A 22,777-nucleotide genomic window follows, 5' to 3' on the forward strand; every position below is an offset into this window, starting at 1 on the left:
TTCTCAGCCTTAGCAGGGGTTGGCCCACCATTCAGCTGTCACTATAGTCATGCCTACAACCTGACAGGACGCACACCCCATGCTTACTAACCTCTGGTATGTCGTTCTCCCATCGTCACAGCTGACTGACGGACTGAAGCCAGTCCGATTACTTGGACAACCTTTCGTAGCGTTCCGCGATGACGAGGGCGTTGCCCACCTGCTATCAGATGTTTGCGTTCATCGGGGCGGATCGTTATCGGCCGGCATTAAGGTAGGCAACAGCGTGCAGTGCCCCTATCACGGCTGGCGGTTTGGGCCTGACGGCATCTGTACGCTCATTCCCGCGCAGCCAGACCTTCGAATTCCGGCCAAAGCCCGGGTCGATGCGTACCCAACGTTGGAACGATACGGTTGGGTCTGGGCTTTTTTGGGTGACCTCCCCGAAGCGCAACGTCCGCCTTTACCCACGCTCGACTGGGTCGAGGATCCTGCCATCCGCACAGTTACCGGCCATTTTGACTGGGAAGCCAGTTGGGATCGAGTTATCGAAAATGGCCTCGACTTCGCGCACGCATCTTTTGTACATGGTTCAACCTTCGGTGATCCAGATCATCCCGAGATTGATTCATTCGATGTCGAAAGCGATAGGTGGAGTGGCCGTGCGCAAATGCTCATGCGCAGGCCGATACGCAAAGGTCTGCTGAGGCGCAAGTCATCAAGTGAGTTTGTCAGCGTGGTTACTGTTCCGGGTTTTCATTTGTCCGGCCCATGTACAACGCTGGAACTCCATTTACCGAACGGCTGGCGGATCTACATCGTCTCGGCGCATGTCCCGATTGACGCAAACCGCACTCGAACCTGGTGGATGATGGGCCGAACGTTTCTGCGTTCGCGGCTGCTTGATCGCAAGTTCATTGGCAGCAACCTCCGTATTTTTGAGCAAGATCATGCCGTCCTTAAAAAAGTACGTCCTGAGCGTGTACCGGACTCATTTCAGCAAGAGGTTTCGCTAAAGTCTGATGCACTGCAGATTGCCTTTCGCAAAAATGTACAAGTCCTTGAACAACGCGGCTGGCGTATCGACGAAGAACGTCTTGCGCGAACGTTCACGGGACGTAAGGCTTGCGCGGTACCGTGCCCCGAACGTCGTCATGTTCGCGCTTGGGCGATTGAACCAATCCCGTTAGTGGATATCACCCACGAACACGAATGATTGTGCGCCAAGGCCATTTGGGCTTTTGCCGCCAACACTCATAGGCGGAAATTGGGATTAAGGAGGAAAAAGAGGAGGAGGGTGACGCGTGTTCTTGCTTGGCTTATTGGGTCACAGCGAACCTCCTTAACGGTCAAGTCGGCTCCGGGCTTCCGAGGTCCGCTGGGCATGTGGAGGTTGGCCGACTCGGCTAGATAACGACTTGCATAATAGCGCTCGCAGACCTCATACGACTGGTCCGCCCGTGTGTGTTTTCAGTGCAGGCTCTTCAGCGCGCGGATCTTCTGTGTCATCTACGGGGGTTATCGATGCTGAGACCCTTATTGATATCGGTGGTGTAGAGCTTACGAAGCTCTCTGAGTCGGAAACCAGTCTCCAGCAGCAATTCAATCATTAGCCAATTGGGCGATTGCATTCGTTTCGGAAACAGATCCTCCGCAGCACCCGGGCGAATCAGCGGACGAATGATCTGGAGTTGCGAATCTGTCAGGCTGCGGTAACGAGTGCGGTCGGGACGAACATTGATGACAGGGTTCTGAAACCGCGGCTCAATGTTCGTCGGCGGCATCTGCAAATACAATTTTGATGTTAGCCAACGTGGTTGAGTTCTGACGGGCACGCTGAATTTAACGGGTGACGTACCAAGACACTCGCCATGAACAAAAATGACATGGCCCGATGAGAGAGTGAACACGAGAAGCGGGCTTGTCGAATCAATGTCATACGAGCCTCATTAACTGTTCTAGCATAATACATGATTTAACATAATATACATTATGCGAACCTAAGTACTGGGACGTCAGGGTCAGTGGAGGCTGCTTTTCAACAGGCCCTCAGTCGTCCAAGCCCAGATCCTTCTTTGCGTCCGCCGCTATAGGCACAGCTTCATGGCCTTGGCGGACACGCTGCAAAATCTCCAACCCCTCAATGCGTATTTTGGCGCGAGCAACAACGGCTATTGCTTTCGCAATATAGGCAGCGTCACCGGTGTCATAAGCATCAGCCAAAAAGGCAGCTACGGTCTCTGAATCCACAAGCGCATCTGCTGGGCCATAATCATGAATCGGCTCGTCATTTAAATACCTGAAGAAAGATATGAACCCAACATCCGGATCTGAAAACTAACCATCGACTGTCTCTTGCCAAGGTCCGCTGATGGAACTGGGGACCTGATCGTATCGATACCCGCAGATTTGCTGACGTAATAGGTTTGGCCACGGGTGTTCCGCTCTACATCATTAAAGTTTAGGCCTCTACGCATAAGGGCTAGCCCTGGAACTTATGGAGTATTTCGCTTCAGAGAACACAAAATTAAAACTCGTCATAATTGAACGTTCGAAATCATATTTGATAAATAACGTCCAACGATGAGCAACCTCGAGCTCATCAATCACCGCTCACTGACAAAGATGGCGGCTCAGCGTCATGCTTGATCTGCCCCTGGCTCACATAGCGAAACTGGGTGAATTAGGGCTCTATCCTGCTATTAGCAGCCTCTTTAATACCGTTTAGTTATAACTCTACTAAATAGTTCTTTAGTTGAGTTATATAACGCCACCCGTCACCGTGCTTCAGTGTCAGAGAAATTAACAGCTGCTATTTAAAAGAAATCGACATTAATCCTTACCGTTAGATTGTTGATAAGGAACTTGAGCGCCTTAACGAACTTAGCCCGATGCCGATCAGACGGATAAGCTCGAGGACTTAAGATCACCCTACCCTCACCAAACTGCTCCATAGCCTTCAAAAAATGCGCCCCACTTGGGGCGCATTTCGTTTAGGCCTTACGGTTTCTGCTGACTAAGGAGTTTGCAGAAGTTCGAAATTGGCATTGGTTTTGCGAAAAGATAACCTTGCATAAAGTCAACCCCACACGCACCTAAATAGTTGCGTTGCTCTTCGGTTTCGATGCCTTCAGCAATAACCTGCAAATCAAGTTTGAGTGCCAAGTCGACAATAGAATCCAGCACGTGGACAGACAACGCTTCAACGCCAATCATTGATACAAAGCTCTGATCAATTTTCAGGTAGTCCACTTTAAAACTGTGGAGGTAAGCCAAGCTTGAATGCCCCGTACCAAAGTCATCAATTGCCACGCACACTCCCAAGGCCTTGAGTTGATCAATAAGCGCCAACACCGTCTCGGTCGGCTTAATCAATTCTCGCTCTGTGATTTCGAGCACAAGAATAATGCTGCCGGGCGTAAAGGCGTTCAAGAAGATTTTACAATCTTCAATCAGATCAAGGGTTTCAAAATGCCGTGCGGTGATATTGAAGCCGATATGGAATGGCGCACTGAATGACGACACACACGGTGAAAACTGCTCCGCCGTCATTCGCATTAATTCACGGGTCATCGGAACGATCAAACCCGTACTTTCTGCAAGGGGCACGAAACTGTCTGGCTGAATCAACCCTTCTTGGGGGTGGCGCCATCTTATCAAGACCTCCATGCCCACCCACTCATTGGTTGTAGAGGAAATAACCGGTTGAACATAGGGTAAAAATTCTTTGGCTTTAAAGGCGCGCTGCAACTCTTTACTCGGTGCTAATACGCGGCCAAGCCTCCAATACACCAATGCGCCGAGCACGCCGCCCAAAATGATTAACAGACCAATAAGGTAGAGATAATTATTGATCGCGTAGGTAAGCACTGCACCTGCAGGGTACGCGGAATAAATAACATAACCATACTTCTCGGAAAAAATAGCCTGTGGCTGTAAAGGATAGTTTTCGAACGGCGCGCTCTGCACTTCTCCTCGCGAGCGCATCCACTGATTGCCCACCTTGATGACCAAGTGACTGTTTTTATCGATGAGATACAGCGCGTCCTGGATGTGCCGGCCGTCGATGCCGACCAGTACGCTTTTGTTGCCGGAGTCCAGCTTATACATCAGTACTGGAACCTCAGAAGCATCCTTGGAATCCGAGAATAAACGCAGCATTCCATGGTAAAAATCTTCCGGGTTAATCGCACTCAAATGACGGGAACCATAGAGCGACGTGCAATAAATCCTGTTATTCAGCGCCATATCAACCGACCGTATAAAACGGTACTGGGTGAGCTGTTCTCTGAGTTGCTGCGTTACTAGTTCACAGGGCTGATCAGCTTGAGCCATAAGCGATTTTGATGCAGCCGCGGCCTCATCCACCATAATAGAAATCTGCCTGTCGGCCTCATGAGCAGCACTGACGGAGGCCTCGGCAAGCTTTTTATCTGCCAAACAATAGGCTAATAACATGCCTGACACGGCGGGTATAAAACCAATCAAAATCGCTTTTAAAAGCGTGTGCCGTGAAGAGTGACGGATTGCGCGCTTCATAGGGCTTTCCTCGTAAGGGATATGTCCTGAAGTGGTGCACACAGGCTTATCGCTGGAATGTCATTACCGGCTGAATATTTTCTAAACAACGGGCCCTCGAAAAAGCGGTTCTCACTATGTAGGAACATTGCACACACCGATCAACATGTTGTTGATGTTGTAATAATAATTCATGTCTGAAAAGCGTGAAAAGGTCACCATTCCGCCTTCAAGTCCGCGGCGCATAAAGGTGGCTTTTTTCTGTGCCGTGTCATTATCGAAAATAACCACTTCTTTTGTGTTAAACAAAAATCTGGACGTGTCCAACTTATCAAACTCTGCCTCCAGTCGACGGTTATAGGTTAATTGTTCCCCCGCCGGGCTGGTGAGCCTGAAATACAAATAGATGGCATGCCCTTCCATGCTTATTGACAGGTCACCTTGACCGGACCAGCGCCCTTCCGGGCCATTATCATAGACAAAATCAACCGCCGAATAACAGGGTGCATGGGGGGTGTCCATGTAATACCTGTACTTTAAAAAACTTGTCAATACAACCGCTACAATACCTATGATAAAAATGGCGGCATGAAGTATTAATTTTTTTCTATGATTAAGAAATTGCTGCATAAAGACCTCTTGTCATACTCAGGCTTGTCGCAGACGATCAAGAGTTCTGACATGGTTTTTCGGACATAATAACCAACGCCCTGCCAGTGACTAGCAGGGTTGAAATAATCGGTAAATCGGCTTATTTCTTCCAGGTTGACGTTTTCGCCGGTTTCTTTGTAAATCTCAATACCATTTAAATGGCCGAGTCGCTGCCATTCTGCAAGCTCAGGTGGGGCCGTCATGTGTAAGTAGGCATAATAGCCAACTGACAATGCTGAAAATCCATACACGATAGCCAGTGTTAAAAAACGATTGAAAGATCTTTTTTTAACTTCAGATGAAGGTGCAATTGAGACCGAGGTGGCTGCATCGGGCAATGGATTGCGATCAGCAGGAGTGGTCGCAGTTTCAGGGGCAGCCACTGCCAAGTGCTGGCTCAAGCCTTCAGCGACTTCAAGTGCTCGCGCCTCAGGTTGAACCACACGCTCTCTGACAGGCAGCGTAGTGATCGTACACAGCAGTAAAACCCCACGCCGAGGCAATGTTTTTAATGCACTTCTATCGAGCCCTACTTCAGCCAGGCACGCGCGCAGCCCGTGAAGCGCTTTGTAATAGCTGTTGTCGGTGACCACTAACCCACGTGCCCCCCAGACGCGCTCAATAATGTCTTCTTTGTCCGTAACCCCATCTATCAACGCTGCCAGCATAAACCCTTCATTGCTAGGCAGCTGAATGCTGAACGCCCCTCTCGTGAGCATCATTCTCTCTGAGTCATAGATGCACTCGATCTCTTCTTCTTTTAAAGGTGCCTCCAGACGGTTATCCATGCCCAACACTCCTTTTCCCGCACCCTCTTACCGCCGCATATGCTGTCAAACTGACTAACCCTTGTGTAGCCTCGCAGCCCCTGGAGTTTGCCGATTCAAGTCCAAGATCAGTATTGAATGGCGCGGCTCACAGCGCAGATGGCCCTGCAGTGCTTTCCAAACCGTTGAATTTACACGGAGCGCCCCTATTAAAAAACCCCTGAGGTCGCAACCAAAGGGGTTTAATTAGCGAGCTGGCGCCTGTTCATGCCTATCCTCGTAGCAATACACACCCCACCGGAGCAACCTGTGAGTCACCGAGTCGCCAGCGAGGCATCCAATAAGTAGGCACTTCGGCATACACCTCAATGGCGGTGTCTTTGGGCGCCAGTGCCACAAATTTAGCCAACGCGGCACGACCCTCAAACGTCTGGCAGGTACACATAGTCAGGATTCGGTGACGCTCCTTGCAGGAAAGCGGGTGAGAGGATTGAATCAAATGGTGAAAAACACTGTTCATTGAACAGCACCGCTTAATTTTCATGGACAGCAACGTCGCGTTATTGGCTGCACACGGTGCGGACTTCTGCCCCTGAGTATTCAGCAGCGTAACTGGCAGGATTATTGGCATATTGAGTCCTTAGCGGCGAAGTGCTGCCAAGAGCCTAGACGCCACCCCTCAGAATAGCTTTCACAAAACGCTCAGACTTAGCGCTCTTGACACGATGCTTCACGTGTTGGATTCAGGGTTAATGCGCCCCCATACGGTGTCGTAATCAACATGACATGACGATTGAGTTCAAGCGCTCGCGCAAAATTGGATTGAGCGCCTTTGAGGTGGTCGGATATAGGCTCAATAACGCTCAGGTAGACGATCCCCAGTAAACCGTATACCGCCAGGCTGAGCAGTACGCGGCGCTCAGGGACTGGCCGTCGATTAAACGCTGATTTCAATTGCACAAACACTTTAACCTCCTGTCAGTCATAGACCGTTGTGACACGCACCGGTGACACCCCGGTTAACGACCTCTTTCATGCTTTCGCCTTGACTGACATTGAGCCTGACTGCGAGTTCATCAAGCACTGAGCGATCGACTTCATGCTGGTGATGAATCAGCAGACTCATCCGGTTGAGTTGTTCTGCGGTGGTATTCAGCTGCTCACTCGTATACACCGCCATGCCCAAGGGAAGCATAAGAATCAGCAACAAAAAGCAAAGCCCAAGACAGATGCAGCTCGAATGAAATCGCGCACGCTGTTTATTCAATGGTTGATGACACTGCATGATTGATGCCCAATTAAATGACCGTCGTCATTGCAACAACGGCGGTGCCATAGCACAGATAACGTTAATGAAGACGATTCACTGTTACCAACTTACATTTTCTCGGCTGTCATCATCGTCTGACGGCTGGAATGCTTCCATCATAAAATTTTGAATGAACCCATGTACCGATGTGATTTGGACGCTCACCTTTTTAACCTCCTTATAATCACTGTGCTCCTCAAGCCCCTGCGCTTTCATTTTGACCATCACTTGAGTCAGTAACGCCAATTGATCTTTAGTGGTGGCATAAGTGTGCTCACCGGCTGGCGAGGTGTATCCCTTCAAGAAAGACTGAATGCTGTTTCTCGGCAATGCATCTTGGCTGTTTAGCCACTTTGAAAAGGCCTCATAAAATCGCTCAAACTCGGGATCAGTCACCGACTCCGAAGCCAGAGGACTTAGGCGTTGCTCAAGACTTACAGGTGCTGCACTTGCTGACGCAACATTCAGCGTACTGCCAATGTTTATCCGTTCATTAATGTTCATCGGTGGGCAGTGCCTCCTCTTCAAAATCCCGCTCAACACCCGTCTCCCCCAACTGCCGAGCCCAGTCTGTAAAAAGTTTCACAGAAGCCTGTTCAAGCTGAAGCACGCTTTCGGGCAACTGCTCAAGCTTGGCTATCAGCCGTGGGGACAGGCGCTCCTGTGATGCGTTGATATCGAGTTCAATGACCTGATCTGAATGTCGAAATACGTAACGTTCCTGATCATGAAAGCTGATCGTCACACGCTCGAACCCCGCATCAATCAGCACCTTTTTCAGCGGCAACGCTTCGGCTCGACAACGCTGCGGCAAAAGCACGTGCACCTCAGCATCCGCTTCATGGCGGTGCCGCACGCTCCAGCGCTGCATAAGCGCCTCCAATAACTGCTCATCCATGAGCCACTCGCCTACGACTTCACGCGCTGATTGCTCTAACTGCTGCTGCAATGTTTGAGAGATTGTGTGTGCTTGCAATAACAGTGCACTCAAATCGCTGGCAACTTGCAGTATTCCCTGGGCATAACCTTGCTTGTACGCATGAATGTGTACAGCTTGCGCCTCTTGCTCAGCCTGTGAAACACACGCTTTGGCTCGTTCCCGTGCTTGCTGCATTAACACGCGACGTTCACGACACGCACGGCGTTCGTCACGGGACACCCAGAGTGCAGCGTCTAAAGGAATATCAGCCACGGTTCTGATGTATTCGGGCATGTTGTACCGCCATAAGAAAAAGTGACGCATTTGGGGCTTGCGGCCTCAAAGACTGCTGCAACGCGACAACCTGAGCAGTAAATTGAAGCTGTAAACGCTGGGTTAACGCGGGTGGCAGCTCAGGCTCCCACGCCATTAATGCGCCGAGTCCTAACGCTAAAAGCGACTCATCAAGGCCATCATTTTTGAGCGGTTCACAGTTTGCTCTAGGCCCAAGATCGACACGCGCAAAGGCTCGAACTGACGCATCGAGTTGACGCATACGAGACCCGCGCGCCAAGTGTGGCCACATCAACTGAGCGCCCATCAGCTTGGCGACCTGCGGCAATAAGAACCAATGCTTTATCCATAGATTAATCCAGCCGCTATTTTTGATAAGGACTGGCGCGGGGCAACTCAACGCCAAGGTGCGCAGTAAAATCTGGTTCAATACGGGCCGTACCGCCGGCGTATCCAGCACGCGAGGTATGCAACCGCGATGTGGGTGCAGGTAATCGAGCGGCTGATGCAAGATCACATCCAATGCATCAGCTCTAAACTGCATCGTTATCCTCATTGCGTTTAGCTTGTCGATACCACACGCCCCCTCCAATCCCGGCCCCCACCACACCTATCAGCACCACACCATACAACCACACGTAATCACGTGAGCGTGGCTCCAGTGAGGGAGATGAATGTTGAATCAGATCCCGCTTGGAGACGACCACCGAAATATTTTCATATTCCATCGCCGAAAAGCTGTTTTTCAAGAACCGCTTGATTTCTCCAATTAACAGTTGCGGTTCAATATCGCGCTCATGAACGGCAAGCGCCGACACATGAACCGGAGCAGCCTTGCGCCCACTCTCCCCGGATTCAAGGTCATAACTGATATGAACACGAGCAGAAACCACACCATTGAGCGTCGTAACAGACTGTTCCAAGCGTTGCTCAAGTGCACTGTAGAGGCGTGCTTTTTCGGCACGCGGCGAGGCCACTAAGGAATCCGCCGGGAACATTTGCGCAATTTCGACGCGTGGCTTGGAGGGTAACGAATACAGATTCAACACATCGACTGCAGCGGCAAAGTCATTCTGATTGATGTGCACCGAATGCCCCATCTTGCCGTTATCGACTTTGGTCGCAATGATGTTATTGCGCTGTAAAACAGAAACCACCTGGTTCACCTGATGCTGATCCAGACCTTCCAGTAAACTGGGCTGGCGACACCCCACCAGCGTCAAACACACCAACGCAACACCGGTAAATAACCTCATGAAGAGCGCAGCAATGTTTCAGCCGTGGACACCGTTTTGCGAACCAGGGCATTGAGTAAAGAGACATCAATATTGTATTGCGCAGAGAGCACTTGTAACTCGCTTAACACTTCCGGATCGGTAAGATCAGGACGCGCCAACATACCATTGATATCGGCTTGACTCTGTTGACTGTTAACAGCGGAACTGGCGAAGCTTTCGATCAAACGGTCTTCGAGGGAAACAATTGATGCTGAAGCGGGACGCGACAATTCAGCGATTTGAATTGAACTGCTGCCCGATGCACTGACAGAGGAAATAGACATGGCCACCACTTGGATATAAAACGCTGGCGGCGCTTCAGCGCCCCCAGCTTAAGGTAAGAATTGTGTTTAACGTGCAGCGGAAATAATCGCGCTGTCAATTTCCTTGAACCCTTTAATGGTATTGGTTGCGGCATTTCGAAAGATGTTATACGACGAAAAGGCTGCCTGATAAGACGCCAACAACGTCGGGTCGGAAGCATCTGCATGAAGGGCTGTTAGCGCATCATCAAGCGCTTTTTTTAGACCGGTTGCACCTTTTTCAAAACCTGCTGCTTGCTTGCCCATGAAATCTGCGTGAAAGCTTACTGCTGTATTAATACCCATAACGCACCTATTGACCTATCTATTGTTTGCACACACCTAAGCCGCTAGAAAAAATCCTTTATGGCTCATATAGAGTGGTGTGTAACTTACCTGCCGCCGTGGCACGCTCACCTTGAAGCACGCTTTTAGCGAGCCGCAGAAATAATAGCGCTGTCGATTTCTTTAAAGCCCTTGACGGTGTTGGTCGCCGCATTACGAAAGATATTATAAGACGAGAAAGCGGCTTGATACGACGCTAGCAAAGTTGGATCTGAAGCATCAAGGTGAAGCTTATCCAACGCTTCATCCAGTGCTGTTTTAAGCGTTGCGGCCCCTGTTTCAAAGCCTTTAGCTTGCGCTCCCATAAAGTCAGTATGGAATGTGACAGCGGCGGCTAGTGCGCCTGGCGTATACTTACCCGTTGCGTCGATACTCATTGTTTACCTCTTCGTTACAATGGTTGTGGAAAATACCAAGATGAGGGCGTCATCTTTACAAACCCCTGGGTTCCATATTGAAATGATTTGCCTTTAAGCCAGTCATCTTGCATTTCAATAATAAAATTCACGTACCGCCCTCCTCCTTGAGCATTAAAGGCTTTAACAAAGTTACTCAAGGCTTGCAATTGGGCGTCCTCTAAACTGCCCTTGATCGTAAAGGTGACGCTGTCAGCATTCTTTTCACGGCTATAGGGCAACACCAAACGGTTTAAACCCTCCTGTGCCCGGCGCACGTAGTGCTCATCGTCACTGCTCACAATCTGTACGTCGTGTGCATAAGGCATTGCATTGCGTAACACTGTTTCGATGCGCTGCTGCAATCCCGGGTTCAGCACATTGCGCTGACGACTGATCAGTAAACGAGGCTGCCCTGGATTACCTAAATCGAGACGATGATAAGCCAGCGTGGGAAAGGTATCGGCTAATACCCCGCTCAACCGGGTCTGCTCGTCTTGCAGCGTCAGCACTTGATTGGCTGCATACCCGTTACGAACCATCACTTGACGCGCCCAACTGGCCTCGCGCTCCGAATCGGCCAACACATACACCGCTTTATCTTGCCCGTACAACACGGTCATGGCGTTACTGGCACCTGCCACCAAGGCTTCTACGTTGGAGACCGGTGTTGGCCGCGTGAAGCCCCAGCCAAATATCCCCAAGCCGATGGCCACTGTAATAAGTACACCCGCCGATAGTTGCTGCGCGCGCGAACCAGGGATTCGCGCAGGCACAGGCTCTGGCGCTTTAATGGCGGGTACCAATAACTCGGGATGCCAAGGCTCATCGTCCGGGCGCACAGCGATTTGTAATGCCCCTACGTGCTCAAGTGTTTGAAAAACCAGCACGCGCGGCTCTACGGCCTCATCACTTAACGGGAAAAGCATGCAGCCCGAACGAAGGTTATCTTCGCGTACGATCTCGAAGTTACAACCGCCCGACGGTAACGGAATATAAATCGCATCGTCTGGAATCGTCGGCAGGTGCGTCGACGAACAAAACTGTGTTTCGCATCCCACTATAAAAAGAGTGCGTTGACGCTCAAGGGTAAACTCGCAGCCTTGAAGAGGACCGTTGAATACCCTTAATACTAACTGTGCGCCGGGATGATCCTGTGTGTTACTCACCATCGTGCCCCATTCCTCGGGAAAGCGGATGACGCTTTCGTGTGTTTTCAATAGTAAATGCGGCGACGCGCTCAATCCTGATCAAACTATGCGGTCAGTTAGTTTTGTATTCAGAATGGGTAAGGCACTGAGCCTTCGGCCAGGGCCTCTTTATAACGCTTATACACTTTCAGCGCATAGCGCCTGCGCAAAGGCTCCCGATTCGCAGCGCTGCCAGCGTTATAAGCACCTACAGCCGTCCAGTTATAACCGTGTCGCGCAATAAACTCAGACAGTATTGAAGCCCCTACGTCTATCGCTAAGCACGGTTCGTTCAATAAACGCTGCTCTGTAATACCTCGCGCTTTCAACTTGGGTAAATGCAAACTGTTAATTTGCATAAGACCGACGTCCCGAGAACCATTTCGATTTAAGTTGACGGCTCGCGGGTCGAGTTTTGATTCAACATCCGCGATGGCAAATAATAATTGCGGCTCAATCGAATAACGGTCTGCGACCTCTGTCCAGCAGCTTGCTGATACTTTCACTGCACACACTTGCGCCAAAGCAATGACTGCATACCGTGGCCAACTCATGCTCGGATGCGCTCACACAGTATTTGCGCCGACCACGATGAGCGCGGGTCGCGCAGCCGCTCATTACTCCAGAGTCGACCCTGAAGCACAGGGTCTTTCCAGAATTGCTGTATCCCGGACACAACAGGCGAACACGAAAATGCGATCCCTAATGAATGGCTATCAGTCGTTACATGACGTAATCCCGGCAAGCGTTGCCCGACCAGCTGCGCGACTTGCAGCAGCACTTCACTGCGTGCATGACTTACCCGCAATTCCTCACTGTGCATCAAGGTATGGTCGCTGCCCCGCACGAGCTCAACGCACAACCCGGCGCCCTGCTCATGCATCGTCCAACGCGAAGTCAGGTAAAAATCGGGCGCCATGTGTTCAATTAACGCCAAGCGCTCAACACCACTACTGGCGTGCACAGTCATAGCAGGAGACATAACACGCAGCGCGTCACCGAACGTCGTGACTAACTGACGCGCACATTGGCTTTGCAGATCAAGATCGCAACTCCCCTGTGGGGTCAGCCAAGGCAATAACAAGAGTGTTTGAACGCGTGAAGCAGGGCGAGCGGTTTTAAGTTCCTTCACGGCTGCCACAAATCGATAGCCTTTGCCATACACCGTTTTAATGTAGTTATTCTGCGGCCCCAACATTTTTCGCAGCGCGTAAATACAACGTGTGAGTGACTCCTGTGCAATATCACAATTGGGCCATACACAATCCAGCAACCTATCTTTCGTGACCAGTGTGCCCGCGGCGTTTAATAAGAGCCGTAGCACATGCAGCTCTTTCGGAGGTAGATGTAATCCATTACCGTCATGCAAGAGTAATCCGTCACTCTGCAATACCCATTGACCGAACACAAACGCTCGTGACGATGATTGATTGATGACACCTTCCATAACGCAATCCTATTCCCCCAACAGTTTGATAGATGCCGGATGCTTGCCAATTGAGTGATTGGCAACGACAGTCCAAGCACAGGCCCTCACTGTATGGAGGGCCATGACATCAAAAAAGAGAACAATTCCGAAGCCACAGGAGACAAATCCGCAATGAATGTGGATTTTTCCTACAAATCTGGCGAGGAGAGTATGCAGAGGTCGCAAAATTAGCGCCCCCACACCTCCCGTGCACTAAGCGCTTGGCGCAGTGCCTAGCAACAAGGATGGCCCTTGCGCCTACCGCTCAATGGCTTCAGCCACCAAGATGCTTAAGTCTTCGACTGAACGAATTTTCGCTAGCCCCTGCACGGGAATCTCAATATCAAGTGCTTCGTTGATATCTAGAACAATCTCCACCAAATTCAATGAGTCCGCCCCAAGATCCTCCACGAACCTGGCGTGGGGCGTAATGCACTCAGTTTCAATCAACAGTTTTTGTGCGATGACATACCGGATCAGCGCATAGGCTTCATTAACGTGCATTCGCTACTCTTTTGAATGAGAGATTTCAGCTCTGAGCTTGGCTTCAAGTTCACGCTGAGCTGCGGTGAAAGACTGAGGTTTGGAGTTGCCGGAGATACTGGTCGAACCGCCCAGCGAAGAAATCATGGGCAGTACCGTATAAGATTGCTTAAAGCCATTAAGGCTGTTAAACAACATTTTTATCCGCTCAGCGACATCCGGAGACTTATCACTCAGTTCCTTAAACGCTGCCGAAACCGGGCTCGATTCTGGCGCCTGAGAAGGGTTGCCTCCGTCCTTCAAATACATCCGCAACGCCTTCATGCCTTCAGAACTCCCAGGCATGAACGAGGCAATAGTTTTGCCCATCTGGCGCTCTGTTGCGTTAGGTTCAATAAAATCCCTATAAATCGGTGCATGCTTAGGAAAGTTTCTAATGTTGAGCTTAGAGATGTCGTCAATAAACGCTTGAGCAATCTTCGAGCGCTCAGCTGTTTCTTCAAGAGCCGCCATAGGTACATCAACAGCCGTGAATTCTTGGGCAGCCAGAGCGTCGACATCGTCCACTCCATAATCAGGAGACAGCTTAAATTCAGGTATACGTTCTTCGGCAACTGGCTTGAACGGTGAAGCCGTAAATCCCGAAGCCGGATTCGGCTTGCCATTATTTGCAGAGGTAGTCATTGAAGATGCGAAATCAAAGACTGCGGCGCTGCTGCCTTGGGACACGGAATCTTGAAGATTATCGCGCCGAGCATAGATGCTATCTGTGACACGTGCAGCTCTATGACTCGGCTGATCAGCAGCCCCCAGAGCGCTTTCGCTAGCGTAGTTGCGGGCTGGTTCGCGCGATGTGAGGCCTTGTGACCCTGGCGACACAGGCAAAGTAGGCGATTGATCCGACGCTCTCTCTAAGGGTTTTTGATTACCCACTCCAATCAAGAGCTCTGCAAGACCCGAAAACAAAGGCTGCATCGAGCTGAAAAGGCTCGACATATCAACGTTAACGGTCACATTGACGTTTCCACCGCCAGGCAACGTATTTGTAGCGGACATGTCTGCCCGCGGTACACCCTGGGCAGTCTCTGAGCGCTCATTTTCTTTACGATTCATTGCCTGCCCGCGCCCTTGATGAGGCGCTCTAGACTCAGCAATCAGCCCCAACTGACCCAACATATCGCTAATGAAGCGCCCATAACTTGCGCAGCTGTTATCTTGCACACTGCCTGCCATTTGATTGGCAAGTATATTAGACGCCAGTGCACCTGCATTCCCTTGCCTGGCTGAATCTTGTAACGCAGGCTCTTTCAGTTCCATACCGAGCGATTTCTCAAGCGCCCGACCTAAACCCTCTTTCAAATAATTTTCATGAAGAAAACCTGCACACTTATCAAATGCTCCGGACTGAGACTTCACGGCTGTATCAATCGCTGAGCTTAAGTCTTTATTTAGCTGATACGGCTTACTATTTTTAACATCAAACCCGATCGAGAACCCTTTTTCACCCTGACTTTGATAGGCAGCCACTGCCTTATTCAAATAGCTTGAGGCCTGAGTGAGTGACGGATGCTGCGTATTATTTGAGGTGTTTTTAAGTGTATAAACAATGGCTGCATACTCTCGCAATTTTATTGCGCTACGGTCTGTTTTATCGAGCAAACCATCAACAGCACTGGCCTCGAGCCCCGTATCGAGTAACGCCTTGGTTTCCAGATCCTTCACCGCATCGCGCCGATTGTCGAATACAGGCTGATTTACCGAAGCAGCCGGATTCGTCGACATAGAGGGGCCCGTCAAACCAGACAGTGATGAGCCACTGTTATTCGTAGCACTCACAAGCTGGCCAGTAATGGTGCGTTGACCCTTGTCCTGCGAATTCAACCGATGAAGATTCAGTAAAGGCCCACTACGGCTAATACTTACGGCACTCATAACTTAACCCTCCCTTTTAATTGCAGCGCTTGAACCTGCCACTCAATATTTTTAGCTACGCCGCGGTTAATCCGGCACAGCCTGCACGCACACCAGTTAGCCACCATCCTGAAGAACTGGCTATCAGATACCGCTCACGATCGCTTTTAGCATTTCAGCATATTGACTTAGCTGCGATGAAAGAATTTTATTAAAGTTCTCGTGATAGGAGTTCGCGTTACTGTATTTAGTGGTATACAACTGTAACTTATTTTTCATTTCAGCTTCTTGACTATTGAAACCGGTTTGCCAGGCTTGAAACTTTGCGGAATCAAGGGTGATGGTTTTACCCTTATCCTTTGCGCCCGTGTTGATGTCTTCGTACTCGCCACCCCCGAGTCCAGCTAACGCCTTAGCCATGTTGTCAATAGGCATAGCATCAATAAGCACACAATACGAGCCGTCATCAAGCCTCCATAAGCAGGTCGTATTTTCCATAGCAAATGTCTTGTACCACTTTTCTGCCTCTTGCTTGCTAACGCCTTCTACACCGGTTTTACTGAGAGATGGCGGGTATAAAAGCGCATTGTCACGCCCCAGGCTTGATTTTCGAAAATTGCGAAGGGCTATAAACAAATCGCCATTAACTTCAACTTTCTTGCCATCCTCTTTGCCAGTAATCCACCCCCCCATCTTGGCCATAATTTCTTCATTAAAGCGCTTATAAAAATTCGAGTACTGCTCCAGTACATGTTCGTAAGCAGCCAAATAATCCTCTCTGATGAACGAAATCATTTCAGAGAGCCCAGCAAAAAAATCATCCTTACCGGAAGCATATTGCGCGTAATACTGCACCCCTTCTGTCGGCGCTTCAGGGTGACCTTTTAATTGATTAAGCGAGGCAGCGAACTCTTCAGCATTAATCTGCAGACCTCCTGCTAACCCTGGCGCGACCTTATGCAGTTGCGCTTGCAGCAGCGTGCCATGCACTTGAGTGACGGCGATATTATCGCTTAGCCCCTCCAATGCCTCAGCGAGCTTGACATCTTTTAGATGCCCTGCCGAAAGCGCCTCGCCAGCGCTTACGGAACTGACCACTTGAGCAGCCTGCTTAGCACTCAACAGTGAGCTGACAGTCGAGCTTTGAGCGCGCGCTTCATTCAAGCGCGCGCTGTAACTCTCCAGACGAGACACCATGCCTTTGACCACCTGCTCCCGCCCGGAGCTCATATCCGAGAAACAGATTCCGGATTGTCGACCTGAGCACGATCAAACGGATCCAATGCTGGCGTGGACATTACGCTCAGGGGCGTTGCATTAATAGTTAAAGACACCGTGACTCTCCTGGTTAAGCGCGTGCGGTCGCGACGTTATTGACTGTCGCATTACGGCCATCTACAAGCTGCTGAATCGCATCCAGCATCTTGCTGATTAATGCCGTGTCTTCTGCAAGGCTTTGAGTTTCAACATCCCCTACAGATTTGTTAATATTTTGTTCGGCCGCTCTCAATACCTCTTTCTGACGCTCGTTATATTCCTGCAAGCGCAAAATAGAAGAAAGCCCAGAACTGGTAATCATCGCCAACGAACTGAGCGCCCCGCCAATCGTTAACTTATTCTCAATGGTTTTCTGTTGCAGAGCGCTTTTCATGCGTAGATCTTTAGCTTCTGAATCTATTTTACGAATAGACGTTTCTAATACCGCACGGTCCTGTGGAGTCAGCTCTTTTTTGTCCGTGCGCAGCTCAACGGTTTCATTCCTTCCCTCAGAAGTAGTGCCCGTGACTTTTCTAGGAGCGCTTGAACTCTGTGCCACAGGCGTCGATTTCAGTTCAAGACGCAACCCGGCCGCTTCTGAATCCAACTTAGCTGCTCCACCCTTGTTGAATTTCAAGTCGCTGTGTTTCATACCTTGCGCCTGAATGGAAAGTGCCGCCCCACCTACGGCCATCGTTGCCGATACAACTGAGCCAGTGACAGCGGCCCACATGGCCGCCTGACCACCACTGATAATAGCCTCACCCTGCCCCTCGGCAGCCTCGTACGCCATCTGGGCAAACTTACCGCTCATCTCAGCACTTGCCTGGCGGGCGATATTGACCGCGACAATTGCCGCAACCAGCACACCCACGTGCTTTTCCCATGAAACCGGATCAAAGTTCATCAACGCTTGAACGGATTCTTTAGCCGAATCAGCAGACGTTTCCTTTTCTTGTTTGATAACCGACGCCAAAAACATGCCCATCATCGCCTGGGTTTCTGACTCGTTTAAACCAGACACACTCAAATAGTTACTTAGCTCTGCCGGGGTCATGCTATCAATTGTAAATTCGGCGTTGCTTGTTAAAACTTGCCCTTTGACTTGCTCCGCGACGGTGCCTGTGCTCATTGGTTTTTTTTCGATCGGTACAGTTTTACCTGTGTCCTTGCCGATAAACATGTCGGAGCCAATAGAAAGTGCACGAGGTGCAACACTGCTTACTAAATTACCCATACTTTGTGTCCTTTTTTTGCAGAGATTAAATATTGCGGGCCATATTAAGTGCTGTACTGTTCGCGTTTTCTTGAACAGCGAAGGCTTTTTTAAGGGCTTCGTCTTTTGCTTTCATTAATTGATCAAATGCTTGAACCATGTCGCTCAAGTACACTTTCATCGTTTCTGCAATCACGACAGAAAACTTGAACGCCGCTAGATGATCAGATGCATTACGCTGATGCACACCCGACTTGATGCCCAGGCTGGACTCAGCGGACGCACTGCCGGCTTGAGCAACCCCCTCCATGATGGCCACTCGGGTGGCGTATTGATTCAAGTGCAGAGCGTCAGATTTAAGCCCCAACGAGCTGCGCGCCTTAGTCATGGTTTGAGTGAATGTTTTACTCACCGAACGGGCTACTTGTTTAAGCAAGTCGGGCGCTAATTTGCTGGCGATGTCTCCAAACGCCTTTGTCATCGCCCCTGCCATTTTACTGGCGGCCGATTTACCCACCGCCATCACCACCGCCATTACCGCAACCATGGCCATAGCTCCGATTATGGCCCCCATAATCATGCCCGCCATGTCAGCTGACTTTTCGTCGACGCCGAACTTTTTAAGCAAGGCGGCAATTTCCTTCCCCAAGTGCTGTATCAGGGGGCCGAGCAAATCCATGAGTGGTTTCATGGCTTGCTCCATAAATGAAACGCCCGTCAACTCTTTAACAATCATGTCAGCCGCCATGACTGCAACGCCGACGGCTGCTATCGCTAGGCTCGCGCCCCCCGTGAACGCAGCGGCAACGACGCCCACCACCATGAGAACTGCGCCCATGATTTTGCCAATACAGCCCATGGTTTTGCTGGCTGCTTCGGCTTTACGCACTTCCTCAGCGTACTCGTCAGCTTTGCGCTCCATATGCTCTTGGCGAGCGGCCTGCATACTGCGAAAAAGTTCTTGCTCCATATCAATTTTGTTTTCAGCACTTTCGCCCATTAATTCGGCAAATTGCATCATCAACAACGTCATGGTGGCGCTGGCATTCAATTGCGCTTTCATGCCGTCCAATATGGGCTGATTGCTCACCCCTTTACTCTCAATTTGCTTGGCCAAGGCCTCGGCTTTACTGGCTAACGCCGCACTGCTTTTAATTGCCGAATTCAGATCGCGGAGCGACTTCTCGTATGCTTGTGTGGCGGTATCGACACGCGAAGTAGCGTCAGCAACTTGCGCTGATGCCTCATCGTGCTCAGGGGTATCTGGCTGCGCACTTGACAATTTTTGCTGCGCGGTGGCCAATTGCGCCTTAGCGTGCTCCAGACTTGTTTTAGCCGCCTCTTTCTTTTGCTCTTCCCCGCTGGCAACTTCAACAGCTTGTTCTAACACCCCAACCGATTTCAAATACTCCGCCGACAGTGCTGAGTTTCCATCGGCAGAGGCTTTAGCGGCAGCCTTCAGAATAGCCATCCGCGAATTTAATGACTCCACGCTGGCTTCACCCAACAGGTTTATCAGCGAAGCCATCAGCAAGGTGAACTTATCTTCAGCCCCAGCCTTTGAACCTGTAAAAGCAGGTGCAGGCGGAGCAAGCATTGGACGACCAAGCGCAGCAGAACTGCCTGACTGGTCGGCATATTTGACACCCTGTAAATTGACCAGCGCGGTTTCTGCAGCGCGCTGATAGGCTTTCGTGTTGCCCGCCTGGCTGGCCGCAGACGCATAGTCTTCACGACTTTTTAACCGTTCAGAAGACTCAGGACTGATCCGAGTGTAGAGCGCGCGTATATCCATAATTAAGACTCCTCTGAAAGCTCAGTTTCAATATCGCTCAGCACACTTAGGTAAGCGCTGGCTTGCTCACGCAGCGCCGGCTCTTGTACTCGCTCAAGCACATACTCAAAACACAACTTGGCTTTGCCGGCCCGCCCCAACGCAAGGTGGCATTGGCCGGTGTAGAGCATGGGCCGGTAGTCGTTTTTACCTTGGGCGAAAGCCACCGCGTATAAATCCACTGCCTTTTGATAATTTTGTTTAAGTTGATGCACGGCCGCCAACCCCATCCAATACTGGGGATTGTAAAAGTCATAAATGCACAAAAAGTGAAAGAACCTCTGCGCATCGTCCAGGCGACCTTGCTCATAAAACTCATAAGCAAAGGCGTACAGACCGTCCATCTGTTCGGTGCTCACGCCTTGCAAATCCTTGAGCGCAGAACCGTTGAGCACGGCCTGCATAACGTCCTCGGCCAGTTGCTCTTCTTCGTGCTCTTTGCCTTTACGACGACTCATGGGTGTTCACTCCTGAATATTTCGTCAGCTGTGCTGACAAGGCTATTGAGCCACTTTTAAAAAATGCGGGCCGCCAAAAAGCGCTCATCACTGCACAGGCAGCAATAAAAAATAGGGGCCACGTGAGGATCAGGCGTTTTCTATCTGTTCCAACCACACCAGCAAACGCAGTACGTTTTCAATTTCATCGAGTTGGATAAAGGTGTAACGCTGATGGGTCTTGAGGATTCTTCTGGCCAATGGAATATCCGTAATCACGGGCACTCCCACTTCAGCGGCATACTTACGTACTGCCAACGCGCGCTGGTTAGTTTCCATTAAGGAGATGAAGGGCATCATCGTTACTTCTGGCCGGAAGTAAATACCGACCGCGATATGCGTCGGGTTTGCCACAATTACCCGTGACCCACGAATGTCTGACTTAACTTGTTCGGATAGCAGTTCCATGTGCAAGTTTCGGCGCTGGCTCTTGATTTCAGGGTTTCCGTCCTGCTCTTTGTGTTCACGCTTAACTGCTTGTTTATCCATCTTGAGGTCTTTGATATACAACCAGTACTCGCACAGGGCATCGAGCAATACAATCAATAGAATGCAGCCCAAAAAGGCCAGCACCAAGACTGAAAGCAAATGCCCCCAGATGGGCAGCAAGTCGACGGGCTGCGCGTATAACTGGGCAAACAACAGTTGCTGCTGAGTCACCCAGACGACCCAAAACGCCACGCCAAAAGAGCCTAAATAAAGCAGCGACTTAACGGTGTCTTTAACGGTTCTCAGGCTGAATAACTTTTTAAAGCCATTGATGGGGTTTAAAGCACCAAAGTTAATCTTCAAGGCTTCGCTGGCCAGCGCCAAGCCTGTCTGGAGCAACGTAGGTAATGCGCTGGCCGCAAAACAGACGGCAATTACCGGCGCTATTATTTTTAATAAAAGCACGTTCAGCGCGGCCGCGTAGTGCTGTGGGTTTTCGTCAAAACCGGCTTCGATAACGCGCCGGTAAACTTCCATCACGTGCAATAACGTGTCACTGGTGCCCACGTACACAATTGCGCACAGGATCAAACATGAGCTGGACAGATCCTTGGCTTTAAAGGTTTGCCCTTTTTTGGCGGCGTCACGACGTTTTTTTGCCGTCGGTTTCTCGGTTTTTGACGCACTGGACATATCAGTGCGCCTGCGGCTTTACGAACCAGTCAGCGAGCTGATCCGGCTTCGTGGCCATCTGCATGATTTCATCAGGCAAGACGGGGCTGAAATACAACAACAATACCAGCAGCGCAACGGCACTTTTAATCGTTAGCGACACCGAAAAGGCATTCATTTGCGGTGCAAAGCGCGCTAACAGACCGAGCAACCCTTCCGTCAACAACAACGTAGCCACCACGGGCGCGCTGATGATTAAGGTTTTGCTGATTAAAGGGTCAAGCAAATTGATTAATGGCTCAACGTGCCATTCACAAGACTGCACCGGCGAACACAGTTGATAACTGGTTGCCAATGTTTCAACCACCATTGCCATTCCCCCACCCTCTAGGTAGATCACCGCTGCGAACAAGTATAAAAAATTGGCCATCTCGGACGTGTCATCCCCATTGGCCGGGTCTACGGTGCTGCTGAACATTGCACCGCGCTGGTTATCCAGCAGGTTGCCCATGGCGTGCATCACCCAAAACGGCCAAGACAGTAGGCAACCCAGAATCACCCCGACCCCGGCCTCACGCAGTAAGAGGGCATAAAAACCCAGCGAATCGAGGCGCGGTAATGTGTCCGCGGTATAAGGCCATAGCGCCATGCCGACTAAAATAATGACCGCGTTACGCGGTGCCCCTGTGAGCGCTTTGCTGTTAAGAAAAGGCAACATGAAAAAGATCGGTGCCAAACGAGCGAAGCAAATCACTGCACCCGCCAACCAAGTGTGAAGATCAAAAAAGAGACTGATATTCATGGGGGTCACTTCAGCGCCAGGTGTATGACTTCCCGACTGAAGTTCAACAATGTCTCACCGTACCAACCCGAGAGCAGAAAGAGGCACACCGACACCGACAGTAATTTGAAGCCAAATGGCAAGGTTTGTTCTTGCAGTTGGGTCACTGTCTGAAATAAACCAATTAACAAACCGACCACCGTCGCGACGATGATTGGCCACGCCACCATAATTAATATCAGGTAAAGCGCTTTATTACCGGCAAATACCAAGTCATTCATGG

The 22,777-nt window shown here is 50.3% G+C and carries 26 protein-coding genes; 1 reads left to right on the forward strand and 25 read right to left on the reverse strand.

Going from position 1 to position 22,777, the window contains the following annotated elements:
• Positions 1-79 precede the first annotated feature (79 nt).
• Complete coding sequence (locus ACI7MX_RS20605; RefSeq protein ID WP_405585440.1) at positions 80-1,195, forward strand: Rieske 2Fe-2S domain-containing protein; 1,116 nt, start codon at positions 80-82, stop codon at positions 1,193-1,195.
• A gap of 1,784 nt (positions 1,196-2,979) precedes the next feature.
• Here the strand turns inward: ACI7MX_RS20605 and ACI7MX_RS20610 are convergent.
• From ACI7MX_RS20610 to ACI7MX_RS20730, 25 genes are all read right to left on the reverse strand, one after another.
• Complete coding sequence (locus tag ACI7MX_RS20610; protein WP_405585442.1) at positions 2,980-4,518, reverse strand: EAL domain-containing protein; 1,539 nt, start codon at positions 4,516-4,518, stop codon at positions 2,980-2,982.
• Positions 4,519-4,632: 114 nt separating this feature from the next.
• Positions 4,633-5,127: a hypothetical protein gene (locus tag ACI7MX_RS20615; protein WP_405585445.1), complete on the reverse strand. Its 495-nt coding sequence runs from the start codon at positions 5,125-5,127 to the stop codon at positions 4,633-4,635.
• The gene (locus tag ACI7MX_RS20620) at positions 5,094-5,936 is read right to left on the reverse strand and encodes a hypothetical protein (protein WP_405585448.1); all 843 of its coding nucleotides are present in this window, start codon (positions 5,934-5,936) and stop codon (positions 5,094-5,096) included. Before ACI7MX_RS20620 ends, ACI7MX_RS20615 begins: the two co-directional genes overlap by 34 nt.
• Before the next feature lie 250 nt (positions 5,937-6,186).
• Entirely contained in the window at positions 6,187-6,435 is a 249-nt protein-coding gene (locus tag ACI7MX_RS20625; RefSeq protein ID WP_405585451.1) for a hypothetical protein, read from the reverse strand.
• A 188-nt stretch (positions 6,436-6,623) separates the two neighbouring features.
• Complete coding sequence (gene gspM, locus ACI7MX_RS20630) at positions 6,624-6,881, reverse strand: type II secretion system protein GspM (RefSeq protein ID WP_405585454.1); 258 nt, start codon at positions 6,879-6,881, stop codon at positions 6,624-6,626.
• A 16-nt stretch (positions 6,882-6,897) separates the two neighbouring features.
• Positions 6,898-7,125, reverse strand: coding sequence for a hypothetical protein (locus ACI7MX_RS20635; protein WP_405585457.1), 228 nt, complete (start codon positions 7,123-7,125; stop codon positions 6,898-6,900).
• A 159-nt stretch (positions 7,126-7,284) separates the two neighbouring features.
• On the reverse strand, positions 7,285-7,728 hold the full coding sequence (locus ACI7MX_RS20640) for a hypothetical protein (RefSeq protein ID WP_405585460.1): 444 nt from the start codon (positions 7,726-7,728) through the stop codon (positions 7,285-7,287).
• Positions 7,718-8,437 carry an oxygen-regulated invasion protein OrgB gene (locus ACI7MX_RS20645; RefSeq protein WP_405585463.1) on the reverse strand — a complete coding sequence of 240 codons (720 nt, stop codon included), beginning with the start codon at positions 8,435-8,437 and terminating at the stop codon, positions 7,718-7,720. Before ACI7MX_RS20645 ends, ACI7MX_RS20640 begins: the two co-directional genes overlap by 11 nt.
• Positions 8,409-8,981 (reverse strand): hypothetical protein, encoded by a 573-nt coding sequence (locus ACI7MX_RS20650; protein ID WP_405585465.1) that lies wholly within the window; start codon positions 8,979-8,981, stop codon positions 8,409-8,411. Before ACI7MX_RS20650 ends, ACI7MX_RS20645 begins: the two co-directional genes overlap by 29 nt.
• Positions 8,971-9,693, reverse strand: a complete 723-nt coding sequence (locus ACI7MX_RS20655) for an EscJ/YscJ/HrcJ family type III secretion inner membrane ring protein (protein WP_405585467.1) — start codon at positions 9,691-9,693, stop codon at positions 8,971-8,973. The genes ACI7MX_RS20650 and ACI7MX_RS20655 overlap by 11 nt, the downstream gene beginning before the upstream one ends.
• The gene (sctI, locus tag ACI7MX_RS20660; protein WP_405585470.1) at positions 9,690-9,998 is read right to left on the reverse strand and encodes a type III secretion system inner rod subunit SctI; all 309 of its coding nucleotides are present in this window, start codon (positions 9,996-9,998) and stop codon (positions 9,690-9,692) included. Before sctI ends, ACI7MX_RS20655 begins: the two co-directional genes overlap by 4 nt.
• Before the next feature lie 66 nt (positions 9,999-10,064).
• Positions 10,065-10,322 (reverse strand): type III secretion system needle filament subunit SctF, encoded by a 258-nt coding sequence (gene sctF / locus ACI7MX_RS20665; RefSeq protein ID WP_405585473.1) that lies wholly within the window; start codon positions 10,320-10,322, stop codon positions 10,065-10,067.
• A gap of 125 nt (positions 10,323-10,447) precedes the next feature.
• On the reverse strand, positions 10,448-10,738 hold the full coding sequence (locus ACI7MX_RS20670) for an EscF/YscF/HrpA family type III secretion system needle major subunit (protein ID WP_405585475.1): 291 nt from the start codon (positions 10,736-10,738) through the stop codon (positions 10,448-10,450).
• A gap of 14 nt (positions 10,739-10,752) precedes the next feature.
• The gene (locus ACI7MX_RS20675) at positions 10,753-12,000 is read right to left on the reverse strand and encodes a PrgH/EprH family type III secretion apparatus protein (RefSeq protein WP_405585478.1); all 1,248 of its coding nucleotides are present in this window, start codon (positions 11,998-12,000) and stop codon (positions 10,753-10,755) included.
• 35 nt (positions 12,001-12,035) lie between these two features.
• Positions 12,036-12,500, reverse strand: coding sequence for a transglycosylase SLT domain-containing protein (locus ACI7MX_RS20680; protein WP_405585481.1), 465 nt, complete (start codon positions 12,498-12,500; stop codon positions 12,036-12,038).
• A complete protein-coding gene (locus ACI7MX_RS20685; RefSeq protein ID WP_405585484.1) occupies positions 12,497-13,393 on the reverse strand; it encodes a winged helix-turn-helix domain-containing protein in 897 nt (298 codons plus the stop codon). Before ACI7MX_RS20685 ends, ACI7MX_RS20680 begins: the two co-directional genes overlap by 4 nt.
• 279 nt (positions 13,394-13,672) lie before the next feature.
• The gene (locus tag ACI7MX_RS20690; protein ID WP_405585486.1) at positions 13,673-13,918 is read right to left on the reverse strand and encodes an acyl carrier protein; all 246 of its coding nucleotides are present in this window, start codon (positions 13,916-13,918) and stop codon (positions 13,673-13,675) included.
• Positions 13,919-13,921: 3 nt separating this feature from the next.
• Positions 13,922-15,679 (reverse strand): hypothetical protein, encoded by a 1,758-nt coding sequence (locus ACI7MX_RS20695; RefSeq protein ID WP_405585489.1) that lies wholly within the window; start codon positions 15,677-15,679, stop codon positions 13,922-13,924.
• Between the two features lie 273 nt (positions 15,680-15,952).
• Complete coding sequence (locus ACI7MX_RS20700; protein ID WP_405585492.1) at positions 15,953-17,005, reverse strand: IpaD/SipD/SspD family type III secretion system needle tip protein; 1,053 nt, start codon at positions 17,003-17,005, stop codon at positions 15,953-15,955.
• Between the two features lie 151 nt (positions 17,006-17,156).
• Positions 17,157-18,302, reverse strand: coding sequence for an IpaC/SipC family type III secretion system effector (locus tag ACI7MX_RS20705; RefSeq protein ID WP_405585495.1), 1,146 nt, complete (start codon positions 18,300-18,302; stop codon positions 17,157-17,159).
• A 25-nt stretch (positions 18,303-18,327) separates the two neighbouring features.
• Entirely contained in the window at positions 18,328-20,076 is a 1,749-nt protein-coding gene (sctE, locus tag ACI7MX_RS20710) for a type III secretion system translocon subunit SctE (protein ID WP_405585498.1), read from the reverse strand.
• Between the two features lie 2 nt (positions 20,077-20,078).
• Positions 20,079-20,573 (reverse strand): type III secretion system translocator chaperone SicA, encoded by a 495-nt coding sequence (gene sicA / locus ACI7MX_RS20715; RefSeq protein WP_405585501.1) that lies wholly within the window; start codon positions 20,571-20,573, stop codon positions 20,079-20,081.
• A 129-nt stretch (positions 20,574-20,702) separates the two neighbouring features.
• Positions 20,703-21,734 carry an EscU/YscU/HrcU family type III secretion system export apparatus switch protein gene (locus ACI7MX_RS20720; protein WP_405585504.1) on the reverse strand — a complete coding sequence of 344 codons (1,032 nt, stop codon included), beginning with the start codon at positions 21,732-21,734 and terminating at the stop codon, positions 20,703-20,705.
• 1 nt (position 21,735) lies between these two features.
• Positions 21,736-22,515 carry a type III secretion system export apparatus subunit SctT gene (gene sctT / locus ACI7MX_RS20725; protein WP_405585507.1) on the reverse strand — a complete coding sequence of 260 codons (780 nt, stop codon included), beginning with the start codon at positions 22,513-22,515 and terminating at the stop codon, positions 21,736-21,738.
• A gap of 5 nt (positions 22,516-22,520) precedes the next feature.
• Complete coding sequence (locus ACI7MX_RS20730) at positions 22,521-22,775, reverse strand: EscS/YscS/HrcS family type III secretion system export apparatus protein (RefSeq protein WP_405585510.1); 255 nt, start codon at positions 22,773-22,775, stop codon at positions 22,521-22,523.
• Between the last annotated feature and the right edge of the window lie 2 nt (positions 22,776-22,777).

Origin of the sequence: Pseudomonas sp. 2024-210 (assembly GCF_045062345.1) — a bacterium.
Lineage (GTDB): Bacteria > Pseudomonadota > Gammaproteobacteria > Pseudomonadales > Pseudomonadaceae > Aquipseudomonas.

Coding starts and splice junctions, on each gene's coding strand:
- ACI7MX_RS20605 (WP_405585440.1), top strand. CDS start 80: ATGCTTACTAACCTCTGGTATGTCGTTCTCCCATCGTCACAGCTGACT.
- ACI7MX_RS20610 (WP_405585442.1), bottom strand. CDS start 4,518: ATGAAGCGCGCAATCCGTCACTCTTCACGGCACACGCTTTTAAAAGCG.
- ACI7MX_RS20615 (WP_405585445.1), bottom strand. CDS start 5,127: ATGCAGCAATTTCTTAATCATAGAAAAAAATTAATACTTCATGCCGCC.
- ACI7MX_RS20620 (WP_405585448.1), bottom strand. CDS start 5,936: ATGGATAACCGTCTGGAGGCACCTTTAAAAGAAGAAGAGATCGAGTGC.
- ACI7MX_RS20625 (WP_405585451.1), bottom strand. CDS start 6,435: ATGAACAGTGTTTTTCACCATTTGATTCAATCCTCTCACCCGCTTTCC.
- ACI7MX_RS20640 (WP_405585460.1), bottom strand. CDS start 7,728: ATGAACATTAATGAACGGATAAACATTGGCAGTACGCTGAATGTTGCG.
- ACI7MX_RS20645 (WP_405585463.1), bottom strand. CDS start 8,437: ATGCCCGAATACATCAGAACCGTGGCTGATATTCCTTTAGACGCTGCA.
- ACI7MX_RS20650 (WP_405585465.1), bottom strand. CDS start 8,981: ATGCAGTTTAGAGCTGATGCATTGGATGTGATCTTGCATCAGCCGCTC.
- ACI7MX_RS20655 (WP_405585467.1), bottom strand. CDS start 9,693: ATGAGGTTATTTACCGGTGTTGCGTTGGTGTGTTTGACGCTGGTGGGG.
- sctI (WP_405585470.1), bottom strand. CDS start 9,998: ATGTCTATTTCCTCTGTCAGTGCATCGGGCAGCAGTTCAATTCAAATC.
- sctF (WP_405585473.1), bottom strand. CDS start 10,322: ATGGGTATTAATACAGCAGTAAGCTTTCACGCAGATTTCATGGGCAAG.
- ACI7MX_RS20670 (WP_405585475.1), bottom strand. CDS start 10,738: ATGAGTATCGACGCAACGGGTAAGTATACGCCAGGCGCACTAGCCGCC.
- ACI7MX_RS20680 (WP_405585481.1), bottom strand. CDS start 12,500: ATGAGTTGGCCACGGTATGCAGTCATTGCTTTGGCGCAAGTGTGTGCA.
- ACI7MX_RS20685 (WP_405585484.1), bottom strand. CDS start 13,393: ATGGAAGGTGTCATCAATCAATCATCGTCACGAGCGTTTGTGTTCGGT.
- ACI7MX_RS20690 (WP_405585486.1), bottom strand. CDS start 13,918: ATGCACGTTAATGAAGCCTATGCGCTGATCCGGTATGTCATCGCACAA.
- ACI7MX_RS20695 (WP_405585489.1), bottom strand. CDS start 15,679: ATGTCGACGAATCCGGCTGCTTCGGTAAATCAGCCTGTATTCGACAAT.
- ACI7MX_RS20700 (WP_405585492.1), bottom strand. CDS start 17,005: ATGGTGTCTCGTCTGGAGAGTTACAGCGCGCGCTTGAATGAAGCGCGC.
- ACI7MX_RS20705 (WP_405585495.1), bottom strand. CDS start 18,302: ATGGGTAATTTAGTAAGCAGTGTTGCACCTCGTGCACTTTCTATTGGC.
- sctE (WP_405585498.1), bottom strand. CDS start 20,076: ATGGATATACGCGCGCTCTACACTCGGATCAGTCCTGAGTCTTCTGAA.
- sicA (WP_405585501.1), bottom strand. CDS start 20,573: ATGAGTCGTCGTAAAGGCAAAGAGCACGAAGAAGAGCAACTGGCCGAG.
- ACI7MX_RS20720 (WP_405585504.1), bottom strand. CDS start 21,734: ATGTCCAGTGCGTCAAAAACCGAGAAACCGACGGCAAAAAAACGTCGT.
- sctT (WP_405585507.1), bottom strand. CDS start 22,515: ATGAATATCAGTCTCTTTTTTGATCTTCACACTTGGTTGGCGGGTGCA.
- ACI7MX_RS20730 (WP_405585510.1), bottom strand. CDS start 22,775: ATGAATGACTTGGTATTTGCCGGTAATAAAGCGCTTTACCTGATATTA.